Below are 18918 nucleotides of genomic sequence, written 5' to 3'. Positions count from 1 at the left end.
CGGCAGGGCCGGAGGCGTAGACTTGCCTGCCACCCAACGGAAAATCGGAGCCTGAATCCATGTCTCGCCAATCCACCCCGGCCGCCGCAGTGAACAGGGATCGGATGCAGCCCGCGCGCCAGCGTGCCGCGCTGCTGGGCGCCCTGGGGCTGGCCGCCGTGGCCGCGCTGCTGCCGCCGCCGGCCCGTGCCGCCGACAAGTCCGCGTCGCCGGTGGCGACGCAGGCGGCCGGTAGCTGCCCCGCCGCGTTGAACTTCCGCTTTCCGCGCCTGCAGGACGAGGCGCCGCAGAACCTGTGCCAGTACGCCGGCAAGGTCGTGCTGGTCGTCAACACGGCCAGCTACTGCGGTTTCACGCCGCAGTACGAGGGGCTGGAGCAGCTTTACGCCAAGTACCGCGACCGCGGGCTGGTGGTGCTGGGCTTCCCGTCGAACGATTTCTCGCAGGAGCCCGGCTCGGCCAAGGAAATCTCCGACTTCTGCTACAACACCTACGGCGTCAAGTTCCCGATGCTGGGCAAGTCCCACGTGCGCGGCGACGAGGCCAATCCGATGTACATCATGCTGGCCAAGGAAACCGGTACCGCGCCGAAATGGAACTTCTACAAGTACCTGATCGACCGCAAGGGCCAGGTCGTCGGCAGCTACAACAGCATGGTCAAGCCCGACGACAAGCAGCTCGTGGCGAAGATCGAGGCGCTGCTGGGTACGCGCTGAACCGCCCCCTGATTACCCGCTGGGCCCGCGCCGAAACCGCGCCGGGCAACGCCGCGCGCTGGCAGACAAGCTCGCGGCGCTGACGTTTATCCGAGGAGACACCATGAAACTTGTCCGCGTAGGAAAGCCCGGCGCCGAGCGCCCGGGCCTGGTAGACCGTGACGGCCGCGTGCGCGACCTGTCCGGCGTGATCGGCAATATCGGCCCCGGCGAACTGGCGCCAGCGGCGCTGGCCAGGCTGGCCGCCATCGACCCGGCCACGCTGCCGGTGTTGGACGGCGAGCGCCACGGCGTGCCCTGGACCGGCATCGGCAAGATCATCGCCATCGGCCTGAACTACGCCGACCATGCGGCCGAGGCGGGCATGCCGCTGCCGGCCGAGCCCATCGTGTTCCTGAAGGCCAATACGTCGCTGAACGGGCCCAACGACGCGGTGATGCTGCCGTTCGAATCGCAGAAGTCGGACTGGGAGGTGGAACTGGGCGTGGTGATCGGCACGACGGCGCGCAATGTGTCGAAGGCCCAGGCGCTGGAACACGTGGCCGGCTACTGCGTGGTCAACGACGTGTCGGAGCGCGAATTCCAGCTTGAGCGCGGCGGCACGTGGGACAAGGGCAAGGGCTGCGACACGTTCTGCCCGGTCGGCCCGTGGCTGGTGACGCGCGACGAGGTGCCCGACGCGCAGAAGCTGGGCATGTGGCTCGACGTCAATGGCGAGCGCATGCAGAAGGGCAGCACGGCCACGATGGTGTTCGACGTGGCCACCATCGTCAGCTACGTCAGCCGCTTCATGACGCTGGAACCCGGCGACCTGATCGCCACCGGCACGCCGCCCGGCGTGGGCATGGGCTTCAAGCCGCCGCGCTACCTGAAGGCCGGCGATGTCATGCGCCTGGGCATCGAGGGCCTGGGCGAGCAGTCGCAGGCCGTGGTGGCCTACGGCGAACGCTAGATTCTGCGATGTGAAAAATGCGGGGCCCCACGGGGTTCCCCGCTGAAACATCGTCTTGCAAAGCGTCGCGTTTGCAAACAAAGCGTACGATTAGGGCAACGGTTTTGGGCCCATATGGGGCGCTTTCGCACGAAATACGCATTCGGGGTTTTCCCTCTGGACCCTGCGTGAAATACTGTTCATACATGTCTGCCAGATAAGAGCAATGCCATGTCTGAACACGCCCCCGAAATCGAATCGATACTGAAGACCGTATCGGTCAGCCTCGCCAAGGACGCCCCCACGCGCTCCTACTGCACCGTTCACGACACGCTCGACTCGCGTGACGAACTGCAGGACATCCGCCGCAGCATCCACCAGCATCCCGAACTTGCGTTCAACGAAGTCCGTACCGCCGAGCTTGTCGCCAGCAAGCTGGAAGGGTGGGGCTTCACGGTGACGCGCGGGGTGGGCGGCACCGGCGTGGTGGCGACCCTGCGGTCCGGCAGCGGCAAACGCAGTGTCGGCATCCGCGCCGACATGGACGCGCTGCCGATCCACGAACGCTCCGGCCTGCCGTACGCCAGCGTCAACGAAGGCAAGATGCACGCCTGCGGCCACGACGGCCACACCGCGGTGCTGCTGGGCGCGGCGCGCCAGCTGGCCCGCACGCGGCATTTCAACGGCACCGTCCACCTGATCTTCCAGCCCGCCGAGGAAATCGGCGCCGGCGGCGGCGCCGAGCGGATGCTGGCCGACGGCCTGTTCGAACGCTTTCCGTGCGACGCCATCTTCGGCCTGCATAACCATCCGGGTGTCGAAGCCGGTACCTTCATGTTCCGCAGCGGCCCGTTCATGGCCGCCTGCGACACCGTCGCCATCACGATCAAGGGCAAGGGCGGCCATGCCGCGCGGCCGCACCAGTCGATCGACCCGATCCTCGTGGCCGGCAGCCTGGTGATGGCGCTGCAGTCCATCGTGGCGCGCAACGTGGACCCCAACGAGACGGCCGTGGTCACCATCGGCACGCTGCACGCGGGCCATGCCCCGAACGTGATTCCGGACAGCGCGCGCATGGAAGTGAGCGTGCGGTCGTTCAGCGCCGAGGTGCGGGCGTCGATGGAGGCGCGCATCCGCCAACTGGTGACGTCGCACGCCGAAGGGTACGGCGCCACGGCCGAGATCGACTACGTGCGCGGCTATCCGGTGCTGGTCAACAGCGAGGCCGAGACCGAGTTCGCCCGGCAGGTGGCCGAGGAACTGGTGGGCCCCGAGCGCGCCATCGGCAATTTCCACCGCATCGCCGGCAGCGAGGACTTTGCGTACTTCCTGCAGCAGCGGCCCGGCTGCTTCGTGCGGATGGGCAACGGCGCCAACCAGCCGTTGCTGCACAACGCGGGCTACGACTTCAACGACGACAACCTGACCGTCGGCGCCGCGTACTGGACGCGCCTGGTCGAGCGGTACCTGGCCGACTGAGCGCCGACCGAGCCGACCCGGCCGGCCTAGCGGAAGAACGCGCTCGGCGGCACGCCAAACTGCCGCCGGAACATCGTCGCAAACGCGCTGGGGCTGTCGTAGCCCATCTCCAGCGCCACATCCAGCACCTTGTCGCCGGCCGCCAGCCGTTCCAGCGCGGCCAGCAGCCGCGCCTGCTGGCGCCACTGGCCGAAGGTCATCCCCGTTTCCCTGGCAAAGCGCCGCTGGATCGTCTTCGGGTCCACGCCCAGCCGCGCGCCCCAGTCGGCCAGCGTCAGCGCGCTGTCCGGGGTGTCGACGATCTGGTCGCAGATGCTGCGCAGGGCGGCGTCGGCCGGGCGGGGCAGGTGCAGCGGCAGCGTGGGCACCAGCTTCACCTCATCCAGCAGCAGCCGCATCAGCCGGCCGTCGCGCGAGTCGGCGTCGTAGTGCGGCGGGATGTCGATGGCGGCCAGGATCAGCTCGCGCAGCAACGGCGAGATGCCAAGCACGGTGCAGCCGGTGGGCAGGTCCGGCGCCGCATCGGGCCGGATATAGGCCGTGCGCATCTGCACGCGGCCGACCATGCGGATCCAGTGCACGGTGCCGCCGGGCATCCACATGCCGCGCGTGGGCGGCACGGTCCACTGGCCTTCGGCCGTGGAAACGACCATCACGCCATGCATCGCATGGATCAGCTGGGCGTGGGGATGCTGGTGCGGCTTGGTGACGTGGCCGGGCACGTAGTCGGCCGCCATGGCCGTGACCGGCATCGGGCTGCGGTCGTAGCGCAGGTAGGCGGGATGGTCGGCATAGGTGTCGGCGCGGCCCGCCATGGCCGGGTCGGTCGGGGCGTCGGCGGGCAGGGGTTTGCTGCCGGGCGTGTCGTGATCCACCCACGGTACCGTCGGGCGGCCGGCCGCGCGGCCGGGAGGAGGGCGCTGGGCACCGGGCATGTCCTTTTCTCCAAGGTTGCGGCCTCATTCTCGCAGGACAGGCGCCGATTTGCCAATTAGCATCACCGAACGTCCAGAAGGCCGTACGAGCCCGCCGGGACGGAATTCCGAAGAGCCCTCGGCCAATGCGCCCCCCGACCATGAGCACAACCGTCCAATCCGCCACCCCGGCGCAACGCGAGGAAGGCACGCGCTTCCGCGTGCTGTACGCGATCAGCTTCGCGCACTTCCTCAATGACATGATCCAGTCGCTGATCCTGGCCATCTATCCGATGCTCAAGGGCGGCTTCAACCTCAGCTTCACCCAGATCGGCCTGCTGACGCTGACGTACCAGATCACCGCCTCGCTGCTGCAGCCCATCGTCGGCCTGTACACGGACAAGCATCCGAAACCCCATTCGCTGGCCATCGGCATGGGCTTCACGTTGGCCGGGCTGCTGCTGCTGTCGGTGGCGCCCACCTATGGCGTGCTGCTGGTGGCCGCCGCGCTGGTCGGGACGGGATCGTCCATCTTTCATCCGGAATCGTCGCGCGTGGCGCGGCTGGCGTCCGGCGGCCAGCACGGGCTGGCGCAGTCGATCTTCCAGGTGGGCGGCAACGGCGGCAGCGCCATGGGGCCGCTGCTGGCAGCGTGGATCGTCCATACGCAGGGCAGCGTGGCGTGGTTCTCGCTGGCCGCGCTGCTGGCCATCGCCGTGCTGTGGCAGATTGGCGGCTGGTACGGCCGGCACCTGGCCGAGCGCGCCGCCAGGAAGAAGACGGCCGGCGTGGCGGCGAGCCGCCTGCCCACGTCCACGGTGGTGCGCGCCATCACGGTGCTGCTGCTGCTGATCTTCTCCAAGTACTTCTACATGGCCAGCCTGAACACGTACTACACGTTCTACCTGATGGAGAAATTCGGGCTCCAGCGTCAGACCTCGCAGGTCTACCTGTTCCTGTTCCTGTTCGCGGTGGCGGCCGGCACCATCCTGGGCGGCCCGATTGGCGACCGCATCGGCCGCAAGCGCGTGATCTGGGCGTCGATCCTGGGCGTGGCGCCGTTCACGCTGATGCTGCCGCACGCCAACCTGTTCTGGACGGCCGTGCTGACCGTGATCATCGGCTTCATCCTGGCGTCGGCGTTCTCGGCCATCCTGGTCTTCGCGCAGGAGCTGATCCCGGGCAAGGTGGGCATGGTCTCCGGCCTATTCTTCGGCTTTGCGTTCGGCATGGGCGGCATCGGTGCCGCGGTGCTGGGCAAGCTGGCCGACGTGCACGGTATCGAGGCCGTCTACCAGTTCTGCGCCTTCCTGCCGCTGCTTGGCCTGCTGGCGGTATTCCTGCCAGACCTGCGGGAGCGGGCCAAGGCGGCCTGACGGGGCAGGGCCGATGGCTGGCTTCCCTCCGTCCGCATCGCGGGGGGAGGGGAGAAACCAGCGCGGAAACCAGCGCGGAAACCACAGCGGCGGCCACGGCGCGTACCCTGGCATCGGTTTTGCGGCATCATCTCGGTCATGAAGTCCGCCGTGCCCCCGCCCTCCGCCGCCACACCCGCCGTGCCCGCCCGTCGCGCCTGCGCCCACTGCCTGACCCTGGCCGACGATCCGCGCCGGCGCGAGCCGCATGCGTGCCTGGCGCTGCGCAACACCGCGCCGCTGGTCAGCCAGAGCGCGGCCGGCGTGCCGTTCAGCATGATGGCGTTCACCTGCCGCGAGTGCGGCACCGCGTGGCGGCTCTACGACCGCGCCAACGAGCTGTTCGTCTCCTGGGTGCCCGAGCATCCGCTGGTGCGATAGCCGCGCGCGGCGGCCGGCCGCAGAGGCCGATCGGCTAAGATAGCGCGCGTCTCTCCCCCGTTCATCCCCATCCGAAGCCCGACCATGGCCGATTTCCGCCTCCTGCCGCTGCGCGCCGCCTGCGTGGCCGTCGCACTGATTTCCACCGCCCCCGCGTTCGCCGCCGACAACTACCCGAGCCGGCCGATCCGCATGATCGTGGCCTATCCCACGGGCGGCATCAGCGATGCCGTGGCGCGTGCGCTGGGCGAGAAGCTGTCGGCCCAGATGGGCACCTCGGTCGTGGTGGAGAACAAGGCCGGCGCCGGCGGCAGCATCGGCATCGACGCCGTGGCCAAGGCCGCGCCGGACGGCTACACGCTCGGCTTCGCGTCGACCAGCCCGCTCACGCTCAACCCCCACGTCGGCCACGTCAACTACGACCCCCAGCGCGATGTGGCGCCCGTGATGAGCGTCATGTATTCGCCGGTGCTGGTGGTGGCCACGCCCAGCTTCACGGGCAAGACGTTCCAGGACCTGATCGCCCAGTCGAAGGCCAAGCCGGGCTCGGTGCGCTGGGCCACGTCGGGCCTGGGCACGGTCGGCCACGTGATGCTGGAGCAGATTCGCGCCAAGTCGCAGGCCGACATCACGCTGATTCCGTACAAGGGCGCCGGCCAGCAGCTCAACGACGCGCTGGGCGGCCAGTTCGAGGCCATGAGCACCAACGCCAGCCCGATGCTGACCCAGCACATGCAGGCCGGCCGGCTGCGCGCCATCGCCGTGGGCGCGCCCAAGCGGCTGGACAGCCTGCCCAACGTGCCGACGTTCGACGAACTCGGCTACCCGAAGGCCAACCTGACGTCGACGTTCGGCGTCTTCGCGCCCGGCAAGACGCCGGCCGCCATCGTCGACCGGCTCAACGCCGAGCTGAACAAGGCGCTGGCCGAGCCCGAGGTGCGCGACCGCCTGATGCGCGGCGGCGAAGTGCCCACCGGCGGCTCGGCCAGGCAGTTCGCCGCGGCCATCCGCGCCGAATCGCAGGAAAACGCCCGTATCGTCAAGGAAGCCGGCATCAAGGCCGACTGACCCCCTGACCGACTGACCGCCCGCCCGCACGGCCGCCCGCCCGCACGGCCGGCGTGGCTCAGGCCACGTCCAGCCGGCTGCCAAGCCGGTAGACCGTGCGCAGCATCACCCCGTTGAACGGCCAGAGCGACAGCTTGGTGCGCACGCGCGACAGGTGGCTGTCGATGGTGCGCGCCTGCTCGCGCATCGGCGCGCCGTGCCAGACCTTGTCGATCATCGTGCGGCGCGAGATCAGCGTGCCGATGTTGCGGAATAGTAAAAGCGCCAATGCATACTCCTTGGGCGACAGCGTCACCGGCGCGCCCTTGACCCACACCTGCCGCTCGGGCACCGAGAAGCGGTATTCGCCGCAGATGATCTGGTCCGGCACGTTGTCCAGCGCGGCGGCGGCCGGCGCCGGCACGGGCCGCATCGGCGCGGCGGCCGCGCGACGGGCCAGCGCCTCGATGCGGGCCAGCAGCTCGCCGTCGCGCACCGGCTGCGGCACGTAGGCGTCGGCGCCGGCCATCAGGCAGCGCGCGATGTCGGCCTCGGCGTCGCTGGCGCCCAGCATCATCACCGGCAGGCCATGTCCGAGCGTGCGTCGGACCCAGTCCAGCAACGCCTCGGCATCGACGTCGGCCACGTCGCGGTCCAGCAGCAGCATGTCGAACGGTTGGCGGCGGATGGCGGACACCAGCGGCGGCGCGCCGCGAAAGCGCGTCAGGTAGTGCCCGCCCCGCTCCAGGGCGCGCTGCAGCACCAGGATGCGGGCCGGATTGTCTTCAAGCGCGGCGATCTTCACGGTCGTTCCTTCCGTTCCTTGCTCAGTCTTCGGGTGCGGCCCATGGTAGGCCGCGCCCCGTTGCGGACGAAGTAAACATTTGTGGCGGATCTAATTTTGAGCATCGTCTTATAGGGTTTGTGCGCGTCTCGGCATCTAATGAGCGCTGGACACATTACCTGCGCGCCCGGCACGGCGCGACGATGCATGACAAGAACAGGACTCAGGGTCGCCTCGCTGGAGAGCGACGCCGCGCAGGCGGCCATGATCCGCGCCGTTGTCACCGGCGCCGGGCACGAATGCGTGACCTTTGCCGATGGCCGGCGGATGCTGCTGACCTTGCGCAAGGTGGCCTTCGACCTGCTGCTGCTGGAATGGGACGCGCCGCACGTGAGCGGGCTGGAGGTCCACAACTGGGCGCGCGCCCACCTTGACCCGCGCCTGCCCGTGATGTTCGTGGCCCGGCGCAACGGCGAGGCCGAGATCGCGGCGGCGCTGGCGGCCGGCGCGGACGACTACATGGCCAAGCCGATCCGCGCCGTGGAGCTGTCCGCGCGCATCCACGCGCTGCTGCGGCGGGTCTACCCGGACACGCGCCAGCGCGACGACGACCGGCTGGGCTGGGGCCGCTACACGTTCGACCTCGTCACGCGCCAGACCGCCCGCAACGGCGTGACGGTGCCGCTGACGCCCAAGGAATTCGACCTCGCGCTGCTGATGTTCCGCAACGCCAACCGGGTGGTGCCGCGCGAGCACATGGTGACGGCGGTCTGGGGCCGCGAGTTCTCGCCGATGTCGCGCACCATCGACACCCACATCTCGCGCGTGCGCAACAAGCTTGGCCTGTGGGACGAGAACGGCGTGCGCGTGGTGCCGGTCTACACCCACGGCTACCGGCTGGAACTGCTGGAGGACCAGCGGCCCGCCGCCGGCATTCCGGCCGCGCCGGCGCCCGCGCCAAGAAAAAAAGGCACCCGAAGGTGCCTTTCCCCAAACAGCCGATGAAGCGGCGATCAGAAGATGTGGCGGATACCTGCGGCCACGCCCATCTGGGTGCCGTTGCCCGGCAGTTCGGTCGCCACGCCCTTGGTCAGCTTGTTGTAGTCGACCGTGCCGTAGACCTGGGTGCGCTTGGACAGCGAGTACTCGGCCAGCAGCACGCCGGTGTAGCGGTTGCCGTCGTTGCCGCTGACGCCGTTCTTGTTCTCGACGCGATCGGCATAGAACACGCCGGTCACGGCCAGGGCCGGGGTGACGTTGTACGTCACGCCCACGTAGCCCAGCGTGTCCTTGCGCGGGTTGCTGGCAGCGCCGGCGGCGATGGCCGTGCGGGCAGCCGGGGTCGACACGATGGCAGCCTGGTTCAGGAAGCTGTTGTCGATCACGCCGGTGCTGTCGCGGCCACCAACATAGCCCAGGAACAGCTTGGCCGGGCCGATGCCGTACTTGCCGGCCACGCCCCACATCTGCTGCTTGTTGCTGTTGATGTCCTTGATTTCCTGGTACACGGCGCCGATGCCGAACGGTCCGATGTCGTACGCGGCACGGGTGCCCCAGTACTGGTTCTTCGTCTGGCTGCCCGGCTGCTCGCCGAAGCCGTAGCTGGCGCCGACGTTCAGGCCCGCGAACGAACCCGAGTAGCTGACGACGTTGTTCTGACGGAACTGCGTCAGGAAGAACGGCCAGGCGTTGGCGGTGTAGTTGCCGATGGTCAGCGGGTCGAAGTCGCCGAACAGGTTGAAGCCCTCGGTGTACTGGCGGCCCAGCTTGATGGCGCCGAAGTCACCGGCCAGGCCGACGTATGCCTGACGGTTGAAGATCTGGCCCGACGAATTCATCGTGCCGTTGTCCAGGCTGTAGCCGCCTTCCAGCTGGAAGATGGCCTTCAGGTTGTTGCCCAGGGCCTCCGAACCCTTCAGGCCCCAACGGCTTTGCGTCACGGCGCCGTCCGTCATCTGAACCTGGCTGTTGCCGGCGGCGTTGGCGTGGTTGGTCCAGCGGACGCTGACGTCGGCAATCCCGTACAGCGTGACCGACGTCTGGGCGAAGGCGCTGCCGCAGCACAGCGAGCCAATGGCGAGGGTCAGTAGCGATTTCTTCATGGTGCTCCTTTTCTGTCTTGTGGTTGGATCGCCCCGGATCACGGCGCGTCCAGCTTTGTGGATAACGTTTGCACTAAACGCCGCGAAAATTTAACAAAACGCGGATAGTTCCGACATAAATCCGAAGCCGAGGCAGGCTTCGAGAAGACATTTGGTGCAAATTCGTTGGTTTGCCGCTACACAATGCCTGAGGGCTGACGAAATGGTGCAAGGCAGCACGCGCCACGGCGGTGCATCGGCGGGAACAGGCCAGAAAAGGGCGGGGATGGCGGCGTACGCCGGCACGCGTGGCAACCGCCACGCGGGGCGGTTGCTGCGGTGCAAAAACCCCAACGAACGTGGGGCAGGGTTATCCCTCGAACGGGATCAGGGGGCGGTCATCGGCGCGCGATGACCGGGGCACGGCAGCGCAGGCTCAGGCCTGGGGAATCTCGATCTTTACCTCGAGCACTTCCAGGTTGTCCTGGCGCTCCAGGTTCACGCGCAGATCCTGGTCGCTGATCTTCACGTATTTCGAAATGACGGCCACCAGCTCGCGCTGCAGGGCCGGCAGGTAGTCGGCCGGCGCCGAATGGCCGGACCGCTCGTGGGCGAGAATGATCTGCAGCCGCTCCTTGGCGACCGACGCGGACTTCTTCTTCTCCCCCAGCAGGAAGGACAGGATCGACATGTGGATGAGCCCTCCGTTACTTGTTGCCGAAGATGCGCGAGAACAGTCCCGGCTTCTGGTAGTCCGTGAAGCGCAGCGGCTTGTCCTTGCCCAGGAAGCGGTCCACCACGTCGCCGTAGGCGTCGGCCACGTCGGTGCCGTCGAGGTGGATGGCCGGCGTGCCCTGGTTCGACGCATGCAGCACGGCTTCCGATTCCGGCACCACGCCAATCAGCTTGATGCGCAGGATTTCCTGGATGTCGGTCAGCGACAGCATCTCGCCGCCGTGCACCCGCTTGGGGTTATAGCGCGTGATGAGCAGATGTTCCTTGATCGGATCGCCCTCGCTGGCGCGCTTGGTCTTCGACGCCAGGATGCCCAGGATGCGGTCGGAGTCGCGCACCGACGACACTTCGGGGTTGGTCACGATCAGCGCCTCGTCGGCAAAGTACATGGCCATCAGCGCGCCGGTCTCGATGCCGGCCGGCGAATCGCAGACGATGTACTCGAAATCCATGGCCTTCAGGTCGTTGATGACCTTTTCCACGCCGTCGCGGGTCAGCGCTTCCTTGTCGCGCGTCTGCGAGGCCGGCAGGATGAACAGGTTCTCGCACTTCTTGTCCTTGATCAGCGCCTGGTTCAGGTTGGCTTCGCCCTGCACCACGTTGATCAGGTCGTACACCACGCGGCGCTCGCAGCCCATGATCAGGTCGAGGTTGCGCAGGCCGACGTCGAAGTCGATCACGGCCGTCTTGTGGCCGCGCAGGGCCAGGCCGGCCGCGAAGCTCGCGCTGGTGGTGGTCTTGCCAACGCCCCCCTTGCCGGAGGTCACTACGATGATTTTTGCCATGGCTCTTGGGTCCGGTATGTGTGGATCTGGTTCGTTCTGACAGGCGCGGCGGTCATTTCATCCGCAGCGGTTCGAGAATCAGCTTCTCGTCGGCCAGGCGCACCTGGGCCGACTTGCCGAGCACGTCGGGCGGGAGCGTCTGCTCCGCGGTCCGGTAGATGCCGGCGATGGAAATCAGCTCGGGCTCCAGGCACGTGCAGAAGATGCGCGCGTCCGGGTTGCCCTTGACCCCGGCCAGCGCGCGGCCGCGCAGCGGGGCATAGATATGGATGTTGCCCTCGGCGATGACCTCGGCGCCGTAGCTCACCAGGTCCAGGATCACCACGTCGCCCTGCGCGTAGACCTGCTGGCCCGAGCGCAGCGGCTTGTCGATCAGCAGGGTGGGAATGGCGCGCGGCGTGGCGGCCGCGGCGTTGGCGGCGGCCATGATCTCGGCGATCTCGGACGCCGCGCCATTGACCGGCGTGCTGCCGCTGGCCGGGGCGCCATCGGCCGGGGCCTCGCTGGCAGCGGCGGCGTCTGGCTGGGCCGCTGGTTCCTCGCGGCCGCCGCGCCGGCTCTGGCTGTCCAGCAGCGGCAGGCCGAAGCCGCCGGCCCAGGCGCGCTGGTCGGCGCGGGCCACCACGCCGATGGCGCGGGCGTTCAGCGTGGCCAGCGTGTCGATCACGCGGTCCAGCGCCAGCGCGCCGTCGCCGTCCAGCCGGCGCAGGTCCAGCGCCACCACATCGTCGGAGAAGAAGTCGGGGGTCGATTCGAAGCGGGAGAGAAGATCGTCCCGCAGCGCGTCCATGTCCGCGGTCTGCAGTGCGAGAAGGAGGGCGTCGACATTGCCACTGCGCAGCTCGAAACGTGGCGATTTCTTCAGGGACATAGCCGGGTGACCGTGGAAATGGGACATTCTAACGTCGGATTTCGGGGGAACTGTAACAAATGTTGGTTCGCCGGCCGGGGGTGGACGATGCGGACCATATGCCCGCGCCAGGTGCGCCGCGCGGGCCGCGCACCGGTCCGCCGGCGGCCGCGCCGGGCGCATCGGGCTGTCAGCGCAACGCCTATCGCGCACCCGGCGCGCGCTTGCTAGCATGGCGCATCTTTTGAAGCGGAGCACCCATGGGCGCCATCGTCAACTGCGCGGCCTATCGCCAGGGCAAGAAGCTGGGCAAGGTCGATTTCGCGGACATCGGCCCGGTGCTGGCCGAGCCCGGCACCTTTGTCTGGCTGGGCCTGCACGAGCCGGACCTGGCGCTGCTGCGCCGCGTGCAGCAGTCGTTCGGGCTGCACGACCTGGCCGTCGAGGACGCGCTGGACGCCCACCAGCGGCCCAAGCTCGAAACCTACGGCGATTCGGTCTTCGTGGTGCTGAACACCGCCCAGCTCGTGGGCGAGGAAGTGGTGGTCGGCGAGACCCACCTGTTCGTCGGCCCGAACTACGTGGTGTCGGTGCGGCACGGGGCCAGCTCCACCTACGCGCCGGTGCGCGAGCGCTGCGAGCAGGACCCGCAGGGCCTGGCCAACGGCCCCGGCTACGTGCTCTACGCGCTGATGGACTTCGTGGTGGACCACTACCTGCCCATCGTCACCCGGCTGGAAGACGCCTTCGAGCAGCTGGAGCAGGGCATCTTCCGCGACGAATTCGACCGCGAGGCCATCCAGCGGCTCTACCACGTCAAGCACCAGGTCCTGCGCCTGCGCAACGCCGTCTATCCGGTGGAGGACATGTGCGGCCAGCTGATCCGCCTGCACGAGGACCTTGTACCCAAGGAACTGCGCGCCTACTTCCGCGACATCGAGGACCACTGCAGCCGCATCGTCCGCTCGCTGGACGTGGTGCGCGAGATGCTGACCACGGCCGTGCAGGTCAACCTGGCGCTGGTGACCGTGGGGCAGAACGAGGTGGTCAAGCGCCTGGCCGGCTGGGGCGCCATCCTGGCCATTCCCACCGTCGTGTTTTCGTTGTACGGGATGAACTTCGACTTCATGCCCGAGCTAAAGTGGCACTACGCCTACCCGGTGGTCATCGGCGTCACCGCCACGGCCTGCGGGCTGCTGTGGAGCAAGCTGAGGCGGGCGGGGTGGTTGTAGGGCGGGCTTGATTCGGTGCTGACGGTTTGCTCCCCTCTCCCGCGCGCGGGAGAGGGGCCGGGGGTGAGGGCCAGCGGTCCAAACTGCCACTGTCGCATCTTGAGCCGCCGGCCCTCACCCCCAACCCCTCTCCCGCAGGCGGGAGAGGGGAGCAAACCGGCGGCAGGCGGATGCTCACCAGCCCCCAACCACCAGCCCCCAGCTACCAGCTACCAGCTACCAGCTACCAGCCCCCAGCCCCCCAGCCCCCCAGCCCACCAGCCCACCAGCCCACCAGCCCACCAGCCCACCAGCCCACCCCGCATTTTTATATCTCCTTTATACCCCCTCCCTCCCTCTCTACCCCGTTTTTACCCCCCGGTCCCTAACCTCCAATCCGTGAATCACTCTGCAGGCGCCCGGCCTGCAAACACATCATGGACGGGATCTATTTCCTCGTATTGCTGGCCTTTGGCGCGCTGACGGGTGCGCTGCTGGCCCTGTGCGCCGCGCTGGGCGCCAACCTGCCGGCGGGGCGCGGTGGCGCCGACGGTGCGTCTTCCAAGCAGTCGGCCGCCGACAGGGGGCTCTGATGGACTGGACCGACCTGCTCAGCGGCGGCCTGGCCGTCGCGCTTTTTGTCTACCTGCTCGTAGCCCTGTTCCGGCCGGAGAAATTCTGATGTCGACGCCTGCCATTCCCTGGGCCCAGTTTCTGGGTCTGCTGGCCCTGTTCCTGGCGATCCTGTTCGTCGCCGGCCCCTTCCTGGGGCGCTACATGCGCCGCGCGATCGAGGAGGGCACCTACCGGCTCACGGCCTGGGGCCGTCCGCTGGAGCGCGGGCTGTACCGCCTGGCCGGCGTGCGCGCCGACGCCGAAATGGGCTGGAAGCAGTACGCCATCGCCGTGATCGTCTTCAACGTGCTCGGCGTGGTGGCCGTGTACGCGCTGCAGCGGCTGCAGGGCGTGCTGCCGCTGAACCCGCAGGGGTTTGGCGCGGTCTCGCCGGACTCGTCGTTCAACACGGCCGTCAGCTTCGTCGCCAACACCAACTGGCAGGGTTATGCCGGTGAGTCGACGATGAGCTACCTGACGCAGATGCTGGCGCTGACCGTGCAGAACTTCGTCTCGGCCGCCACCGGCATCGCCGTGGTGTTCGCGCTGATCCGCGGCTTCGCGCGGCACAGTGCGCAGACCATCGGCAACTTCTGGGTCGACCTGACGCGTACCACGCTCTACGTGCTGCTGCCGCTGTCGGTGGTCGTGGCCGTGGCGCTGGTCGGCCAGGGCGTGATCCAGAACTTCGATGCCTACCGCGACGTGCAGCTCGTCACGCCGGTCGAATACACGCAGCCCAAGGTTGACGCGGCCGGCCAGCCGGTGCTGGACGCAGCCGGCCAGCCCGTGACCGAGGCCGCGAGCAGCGCCACGCAGACGCTGGCGATGGGCCCGGTGGCGTCGCAGGAGGCCATCAAGATGCTCGGCACCAACGGGGGCGGCTTCTTCAACGCCAACTCGGCGCATCCGTTCGAGAACCCCACGCCGCTGGCGAACCTGATCGAGATGCTGGCGATCTTCCTGATCCCCGCCGCGCTGTGCTTCACGTTCGGCGAGATGGTCAAGGACCGCCGGCAGGGCGTGGCAGTGATTGCGTCGATGACCGTGATCTTCGTGGTGATGGCGCTGGCGGCCATGGCGTCCGAATCGCAGGTCAACGCCGCGCTGGCCGGGCTGCCGATCGACCACGCGGCGTCGGCGCTGCAGGCCGGCGGCAACATGGAAGGCAAGGAACTGCGCTTCGGCATCTCGGCCAGCGCGCTGTTCGCCACCATCACCACGGCCGCGTCGTGCGGCGCCGTCAACGCCATGCACGACTCGTTCACGGCCATCGGCGGGCTGGTGCCGATGCTGCTGATGCAGCTCGGCGAGGTGGTGTTCGGCGGCGTGGGATCGGGGCTCTACGGCATGCTGGTCTACGCCGTGCTGGCCGTGTTCATCGCCGGCCTGATGATCGGCCGCACGCCGGAGTACCTGGGCAAGAAGATCGAGGCGTACGAGATGAAGATGACCGCCGTGGCCATCCTCGTCACGCCGCTGCTGGTGCTGGTGGGCACGGCCATCGCGGTGATGGCCGGGGCCGGGCGCGCGGGCGTGTTCAACCCGGGCACCCACGGCTTCTCTGAAATCCTGTACGCGCTGTCGTCGGCCGCAAACAACAACGGCAGCGCCTTTGCCGGGCTGTCCGCCAACACGCCGTTCTACAACGTGCTGCTGGCCGCGGCCATGTGGTTCGGCCGCTTCTGGATCATCGTGCCCGTGCTGGCGATGGCCGGATCGCTGGCCGCCAAGCGCCGCACGCCGGCCACGTCCGGCACGATGCCCACCCACGGCCCGCTGTTCGTGGTGCTGCTCACGGGGTCCGTGCTGCTGGTTGGCGCGCTGACCTACGTGCCCGCGCTGGCCCTGGGGCCGGTGGCAGAGCAACTGCAGTCCGCCTCGGCGGCTGCCCGGTAATCCGCGGAGAATTCGCATGTCACAACACACTCCGGCCAGCCGCACCCCCGCCGCCGCGCCGTCCCGCCAACCCGCCACCACCGTTGCCGGCGTGCCGCACCATCCGCGCCCGGCGCGCGGCATGTTCGCGCCAGAGCTGGTCAAGCCGGCCATGCTCGACGCGCTGCGCAAGCTCACCCCGCGCGCGCAGTTGCGCAACCCGGTGATGTTCGTGGTCTACGCGGGCAGCATCCTGACCACGATCCTGTTCCTGCGCGCCTGGCTGCAGCCGTCGCCGGGCGGCGAATCGGCCGGCTTCATCCTGGCCGTGACGGTCTGGCTCTGGTTCACGGTGCTGTTCGCCAACTTTGCCGAGGCACTGGCCGAGGGCCGCAGCAAGCAGCAGGCCGCCGCGCTGCGCGGGCTGAAGACCACGACGATGGCCCGCGTGGTGCGCCAGGGCCGCGCCGACGCCCGCGCCACCGGCGCCACCGAGCCGCGCCCGGCCACCGACCTGCGGCGCGGCGACGTGGTGCTGGTCGAGGCCGGCGAGATGATTCCCGGCGACGGCGAGGTCATCGAAGGCGTCGCCTCGGTCGACGAAAGCGCCATCACCGGCGAATCGGCGCCCGTGATCCGCGAATCGGGCGGCGATTTCTCGTCGGTCACGGGCGGCACCCGCGTGCTGTCCGACTGGATCGTCGTGCGCATCACCACCAACCCCGGCGAAAGCTTCATCGACCGCATGATCGGCATGGTCGAGGGCGCGCGCCGCCAGAAGACGCCCAACGAGCTGGCGCTGACGATCCTGCTGGTGGGCCTGACGCTGGTGCTGCTGCTGGCCACCGCCACGCTGCAGCCGTACTCGCTCTACGCGGTGCTGGTGACCAAGGCGGGCGTGCCGGTGTCGGTGACGGTGCTGGTGGCGCTGCTGGTGTGCCTGATCCCGACCACGATCGGCGGGCTGCTGTCGGCCATCGGCGTGGCCGGCATGAGCCGGATGATGGCGGCCAACGTGATCGCCACGTCGGGCCGCGCCGTGGAAGCGGCCGGCGACGTCGACGTGCTGCTGCTCGACAAGACCGGCACGATCACGCACGGCAACCGCCAGGCGTCGCGCTTCATCGCCGCGCCGGGCGTGACCGAGCGCCAGCTGGCCGAGGCCGCGTGGCTGGCGTCGCTGGCCGACGAGACGCCCGAGGGCCGCAGCATCGTCGCGCTGGCCCGCCAGCGTCCCGGCACCGCGTCGCCCGAGATGGGCGGCCGGGGCGTGGCCGCGCCCGTGTTCGTGCCGTTCACGGCGCAGACGCGCATGAGCGGCGTGGACGTGGCGCAGGGCCACGTGGTGCGCAGCGTGCGCAAGGGATCGGCCGATGCACTGCGCCGCTACGTGACCGAGCGCGCCGGCAAGTTCCCGGACGCCGTGATGCAGGCTGTTGACGACGTGGCCCGCGCCGGCAGCACGCCGCTGGTGGTGGCCGAGTCGGTGGCCGAGGGCACCGAGGACACGGTGCGCGTGCTGGGCGTGGTGGAGCTCAAGGACATCGTCAAGACCGGCATCCGCGAGCGCTTTGGCGAACTGCGCAAGATGGGCATCCGCACCGTGATGATCACGGGCGACAACCGGCTGACGGCGGCGTCCATCGCGGCGGAAGCCGGCGTGGACGACTTCCTGGCCGAAGCCACCCCCGAGGCCAAGCTGGCGTTGATCCGTGAATACCAGGGCCAGGGCCGGCTGGTGGCCATGACCGGCGACGGCACCAACGACGCCCCGGCGCTGGCCCAGGCCGACGTGGCCGTGGCGATGAACAGCGGCACCCAGGCCGCGCGCGAGGCCGGCAACATGGTCGACCTGGACAGCAACCCCACCAAGCTGATCGAGATCGTCGAGATCGGCAAGCAGATGCTGATGACGCGCGGGTCGCTGACCACGTTCAGCGTGGCCAACGACGTGGCCAAGTATTTCGCGATCATCCCGGCCGCGTTCGCCACCACGTATCCGCAGTTGAACCTGCTGAACGTGATGCACCTGTCCACGCCGGCGTCGGCCATCATGTCCGCGGTGATCTTCAATGCGCTGATCATCGTGGTGCTGATTCCGCTGGCGCTGCGCGGCGTGGTGTACCGCCCGCTGGGCGCCGCCGTGCTGCTGCGCCGCAACCTGCTGGTCTACGGGCTGGGGGGCATCATGGTGCCGTTCGTCGGCATCAAGCTGATCGACCTGCTGCTGACGATGTTCGGCTGGATCTGATTAAGGAGAATTGCTATGTCTACGCAAGCCCATCCCATGACCGAACCGGCGCGCCAGGCCGGCATGCTGCGCCCGGCGCTGACGATTTTCGTGGGGCTGTCGGTGCTCACCGGATTGCTCTATCCGGGCGTGGTGACCGGCATCGCCCGCACGGTGTTTCCCCAGCAGGCCGCCGGCTCGCTGATCGTGCAGGACGGCAAGACCGTCGGCTCGGCGCTGATCGGCCAGCCGTTCTCGGACCCGAAATACTTCTGGGGCCGACTCTCGGCCACGGCGCCGATGCCGTACAACGCGGCGGCCTCGGTCGGCTCGAACCTGGGCCCGACCAACCCCGCCCTGACCGACGCCGCCCGCGCCCGCCTGGACGCCCTGCGCGCCGCCGATCCCGGCAACACGGCGCCGGTGCCGGTGGACCTGGTCACCGCCTCGGCGAGCGGCCTGGACCCCCACATCAGCCCGGCCGCCGCCCGCTACCAGGCCAGCCGCGTGGCCCGCCTGCGCGGGCTGCCCCTGGCAAAGGTGCAAGCGCTGATCGCCGCCAACACCGAAACCCCGACGCTGGGCATCCTCGGCGAGCCAGGGGTCAACGTGCTGAAGCTGAACCTGGCGCTCGATGGCGCGAAGGTTGGGGGGTAGGCAGCCAACACGCGGGAACGCATGGCACATCGCTCGGTTTTCGCTCCGCTCTCCCGCAAGGCGGGAGAGGGGAGCAAACAAGCGGGAGCGCATGACACATCGCCCGGTTTTCGCTCCCCTCTCCCGCGACGCGGGAGAGGGGCTGGGGGTGAGGGCGTCGAGGTTCTGCTTGCCGACCACGCCGCACGTTGAGCCGCTGGCCCTCTCCC

19 protein-coding genes are annotated in these 18918 nt (G+C 68.6%); 13 read left to right on the top strand and 6 right to left on the bottom strand.

Annotated elements, in window-relative coordinates; all coding sequences use genetic code 11:
* Positions 1-104 precede the first annotated feature (104 nt).
* The 3 genes from EHF44_RS05300 (at position 105) to EHF44_RS05290 (ending at position 3126) form a co-directional block, all read left to right on the top strand.
* Positions 105-716 (top strand): glutathione peroxidase, encoded by a 612-nt coding sequence (locus EHF44_RS05300; RefSeq protein WP_253700048.1) that lies wholly within the window; start codon positions 105-107, stop codon positions 714-716.
* 103 nt (positions 717-819) lie between these two features.
* Positions 820-1668, top strand: coding sequence for a fumarylacetoacetate hydrolase family protein (locus EHF44_RS05295; protein WP_124682786.1), 849 nt, complete (start codon positions 820-822; stop codon positions 1666-1668).
* Between the two features lie 210 nt (positions 1669-1878).
* Complete coding sequence (locus tag EHF44_RS05290) at positions 1879-3126, top strand: M20 aminoacylase family protein (RefSeq protein WP_124682785.1); 1248 nt, start codon at positions 1879-1881, stop codon at positions 3124-3126.
* A gap of 26 nt (positions 3127-3152) precedes the next feature.
* Here EHF44_RS05290 and EHF44_RS05285 read toward each other — a convergent pair whose 3' ends face one another.
* Positions 3153-3971, bottom strand: coding sequence for an AraC family transcriptional regulator (locus EHF44_RS05285; protein ID WP_124685001.1), 819 nt, complete (start codon positions 3969-3971; stop codon positions 3153-3155).
* Between the two features lie 230 nt (positions 3972-4201).
* On the opposite strand from EHF44_RS05285, the gene EHF44_RS05280 reads away from it, so the two are divergent.
* From EHF44_RS05280 to EHF44_RS05270, 3 genes are all read left to right on the top strand, one after another.
* Positions 4202-5416, top strand: coding sequence for an MFS transporter (locus EHF44_RS05280; protein WP_124682784.1), 1215 nt, complete (start codon positions 4202-4204; stop codon positions 5414-5416).
* Positions 5417-5554: 138 nt separating this feature from the next.
* Positions 5555-5836 (top strand): hypothetical protein, encoded by a 282-nt coding sequence (locus EHF44_RS05275; protein ID WP_172966013.1) that lies wholly within the window; start codon positions 5555-5557, stop codon positions 5834-5836.
* Between the two features lie 84 nt (positions 5837-5920).
* On the top strand, positions 5921-6904 hold the full coding sequence (locus EHF44_RS05270; RefSeq protein WP_124682782.1) for a Bug family tripartite tricarboxylate transporter substrate binding protein: 984 nt from the start codon (positions 5921-5923) through the stop codon (positions 6902-6904).
* 58 nt (positions 6905-6962) lie between these two features.
* Here the strand turns inward: EHF44_RS05270 and EHF44_RS05265 are convergent, their stop codons facing one another.
* Positions 6963-7688 carry a response regulator transcription factor gene (locus EHF44_RS05265; protein WP_124682781.1) on the bottom strand — a complete coding sequence of 242 codons (726 nt, stop codon included), beginning with the start codon at positions 7686-7688 and terminating at the stop codon, positions 6963-6965.
* A gap of 186 nt (positions 7689-7874) precedes the next feature.
* Between EHF44_RS05265 and EHF44_RS05260 the strand changes: the two genes are divergently transcribed.
* Positions 7875-8672, top strand: coding sequence for a response regulator transcription factor (locus EHF44_RS05260; protein ID WP_124682780.1), 798 nt, complete (start codon positions 7875-7877; stop codon positions 8670-8672).
* Between the two features lie 8 nt (positions 8673-8680).
* On the opposite strand, the gene EHF44_RS05255 is transcribed toward EHF44_RS05260, so the two are convergent.
* The 4 genes from EHF44_RS05255 to minC all read right to left on the bottom strand — a co-directional run bounded on the left by EHF44_RS05255 (position 8681) and on the right by minC (position 12139).
* Entirely contained in the window at positions 8681-9769 is a 1089-nt protein-coding gene (locus tag EHF44_RS05255) for a porin (RefSeq protein ID WP_124682779.1), read from the bottom strand.
* A 415-nt stretch (positions 9770-10184) separates the two neighbouring features.
* Entirely contained in the window at positions 10185-10439 is a 255-nt protein-coding gene (gene minE, locus EHF44_RS05250; RefSeq protein WP_124682778.1) for a cell division topological specificity factor MinE, read from the bottom strand.
* A gap of 16 nt (positions 10440-10455) precedes the next feature.
* Complete coding sequence (gene minD / locus EHF44_RS05245) at positions 10456-11268, bottom strand: septum site-determining protein MinD (RefSeq protein WP_124682777.1); 813 nt, start codon at positions 11266-11268, stop codon at positions 10456-10458.
* A gap of 52 nt (positions 11269-11320) precedes the next feature.
* On the bottom strand, positions 11321-12139 hold the full coding sequence (gene minC / locus EHF44_RS05240) for a septum site-determining protein MinC (RefSeq protein WP_124682776.1): 819 nt from the start codon (positions 12137-12139) through the stop codon (positions 11321-11323).
* Positions 12140-12378: 239 nt separating this feature from the next.
* Between minC and EHF44_RS05235 the strand changes: the two genes are divergently transcribed.
* From EHF44_RS05235 to kdpC, 6 genes are all read left to right on the top strand, one after another.
* Positions 12379-13350: a magnesium and cobalt transport protein CorA gene (locus tag EHF44_RS05235; protein WP_124682775.1), complete on the top strand. Its 972-nt coding sequence runs from the start codon at positions 12379-12381 to the stop codon at positions 13348-13350.
* Positions 13351-13766: 416 nt separating this feature from the next.
* The gene (locus EHF44_RS28290) at positions 13767-13922 is read left to right on the top strand and encodes a hypothetical protein (protein WP_172966012.1); all 156 of its coding nucleotides are present in this window, start codon (positions 13767-13769) and stop codon (positions 13920-13922) included.
* On the top strand, positions 13922-14011 hold the full coding sequence (gene kdpF / locus EHF44_RS05230; RefSeq protein ID WP_124682774.1) for a K(+)-transporting ATPase subunit F: 90 nt from the start codon (positions 13922-13924) through the stop codon (positions 14009-14011). Before EHF44_RS28290 ends, kdpF begins: the two co-directional genes overlap by 1 nt.
* Positions 14011-15843, top strand: coding sequence for a potassium-transporting ATPase subunit KdpA (gene kdpA, locus EHF44_RS05225; RefSeq protein ID WP_124682773.1), 1833 nt, complete (start codon positions 14011-14013; stop codon positions 15841-15843). Before kdpF ends, kdpA begins: the two co-directional genes overlap by 1 nt.
* Positions 15844-15859: 16 nt before the next feature.
* A complete protein-coding gene (gene kdpB / locus EHF44_RS05220) occupies positions 15860-18073 on the top strand; it encodes a potassium-transporting ATPase subunit KdpB (protein WP_124682772.1) in 2214 nt (737 codons plus the stop codon).
* A 15-nt stretch (positions 18074-18088) separates the two neighbouring features.
* Positions 18089-18709 carry a potassium-transporting ATPase subunit KdpC gene (gene kdpC / locus EHF44_RS05215; RefSeq protein ID WP_124682771.1) on the top strand — a complete coding sequence of 207 codons (621 nt, stop codon included), beginning with the start codon at positions 18089-18091 and terminating at the stop codon, positions 18707-18709.
* Positions 18710-18918 lie beyond the last annotated feature (209 nt).

Origin of the sequence: Cupriavidus pauculus (assembly GCF_003854935.1) — a bacterium.
GTDB classification, from domain to species: Bacteria; Pseudomonadota; Gammaproteobacteria; order Burkholderiales; family Burkholderiaceae; genus Cupriavidus; species Cupriavidus pauculus_C.
This window is presented reverse-complemented; position numbering and strand designations above follow the sequence as displayed.

What these genes read in the sequence shown, in the direction of transcription:
- kdpB (WP_124682772.1), top strand. Translation starts at nt 15,860, where the DNA reads ATGTCACAACACACTCCGGCCAGCCGCACCCCCGCCGCCGCGCCGTCC.
- minC (WP_124682776.1), bottom strand. Translation starts at nt 12,139, where the DNA reads ATGTCCCTGAAGAAATCGCCACGTTTCGAGCTGCGCAGTGGCAATGTC.
- kdpA (WP_124682773.1), top strand. Translation starts at nt 14,011, where the DNA reads ATGTCGACGCCTGCCATTCCCTGGGCCCAGTTTCTGGGTCTGCTGGCC.
- EHF44_RS05275 (WP_172966013.1), top strand. Translation starts at nt 5,555, where the DNA reads ATGAAGTCCGCCGTGCCCCCGCCCTCCGCCGCCACACCCGCCGTGCCC.
- minD (WP_124682777.1), bottom strand. Translation starts at nt 11,268, where the DNA reads ATGGCAAAAATCATCGTAGTGACCTCCGGCAAGGGGGGCGTTGGCAAG.
- EHF44_RS05235 (WP_124682775.1), top strand. Translation starts at nt 12,379, where the DNA reads ATGGGCGCCATCGTCAACTGCGCGGCCTATCGCCAGGGCAAGAAGCTG.
- kdpC (WP_124682771.1), top strand. Translation starts at nt 18,089, where the DNA reads ATGTCTACGCAAGCCCATCCCATGACCGAACCGGCGCGCCAGGCCGGC.
- EHF44_RS05255 (WP_124682779.1), bottom strand. Translation starts at nt 9,769, where the DNA reads ATGAAGAAATCGCTACTGACCCTCGCCATTGGCTCGCTGTGCTGCGGC.
- minE (WP_124682778.1), bottom strand. Translation starts at nt 10,439, where the DNA reads ATGTCGATCCTGTCCTTCCTGCTGGGGGAGAAGAAGAAGTCCGCGTCG.
- EHF44_RS28290 (WP_172966012.1), top strand. Translation starts at nt 13,767, where the DNA reads ATGGACGGGATCTATTTCCTCGTATTGCTGGCCTTTGGCGCGCTGACG.
- EHF44_RS05300 (WP_253700048.1), top strand. Translation starts at nt 105, where the DNA reads ATGCAGCCCGCGCGCCAGCGTGCCGCGCTGCTGGGCGCCCTGGGGCTG.
- EHF44_RS05270 (WP_124682782.1), top strand. Translation starts at nt 5,921, where the DNA reads ATGGCCGATTTCCGCCTCCTGCCGCTGCGCGCCGCCTGCGTGGCCGTC.
- kdpF (WP_124682774.1), top strand. Translation starts at nt 13,922, where the DNA reads ATGGACTGGACCGACCTGCTCAGCGGCGGCCTGGCCGTCGCGCTTTTT.
- EHF44_RS05260 (WP_124682780.1), top strand. Translation starts at nt 7,875, where the DNA reads ATGACAAGAACAGGACTCAGGGTCGCCTCGCTGGAGAGCGACGCCGCG.
- EHF44_RS05295 (WP_124682786.1), top strand. Translation starts at nt 820, where the DNA reads ATGAAACTTGTCCGCGTAGGAAAGCCCGGCGCCGAGCGCCCGGGCCTG.
- EHF44_RS05280 (WP_124682784.1), top strand. Translation starts at nt 4,202, where the DNA reads ATGAGCACAACCGTCCAATCCGCCACCCCGGCGCAACGCGAGGAAGGC.
- EHF44_RS05290 (WP_124682785.1), top strand. Translation starts at nt 1,879, where the DNA reads ATGTCTGAACACGCCCCCGAAATCGAATCGATACTGAAGACCGTATCG.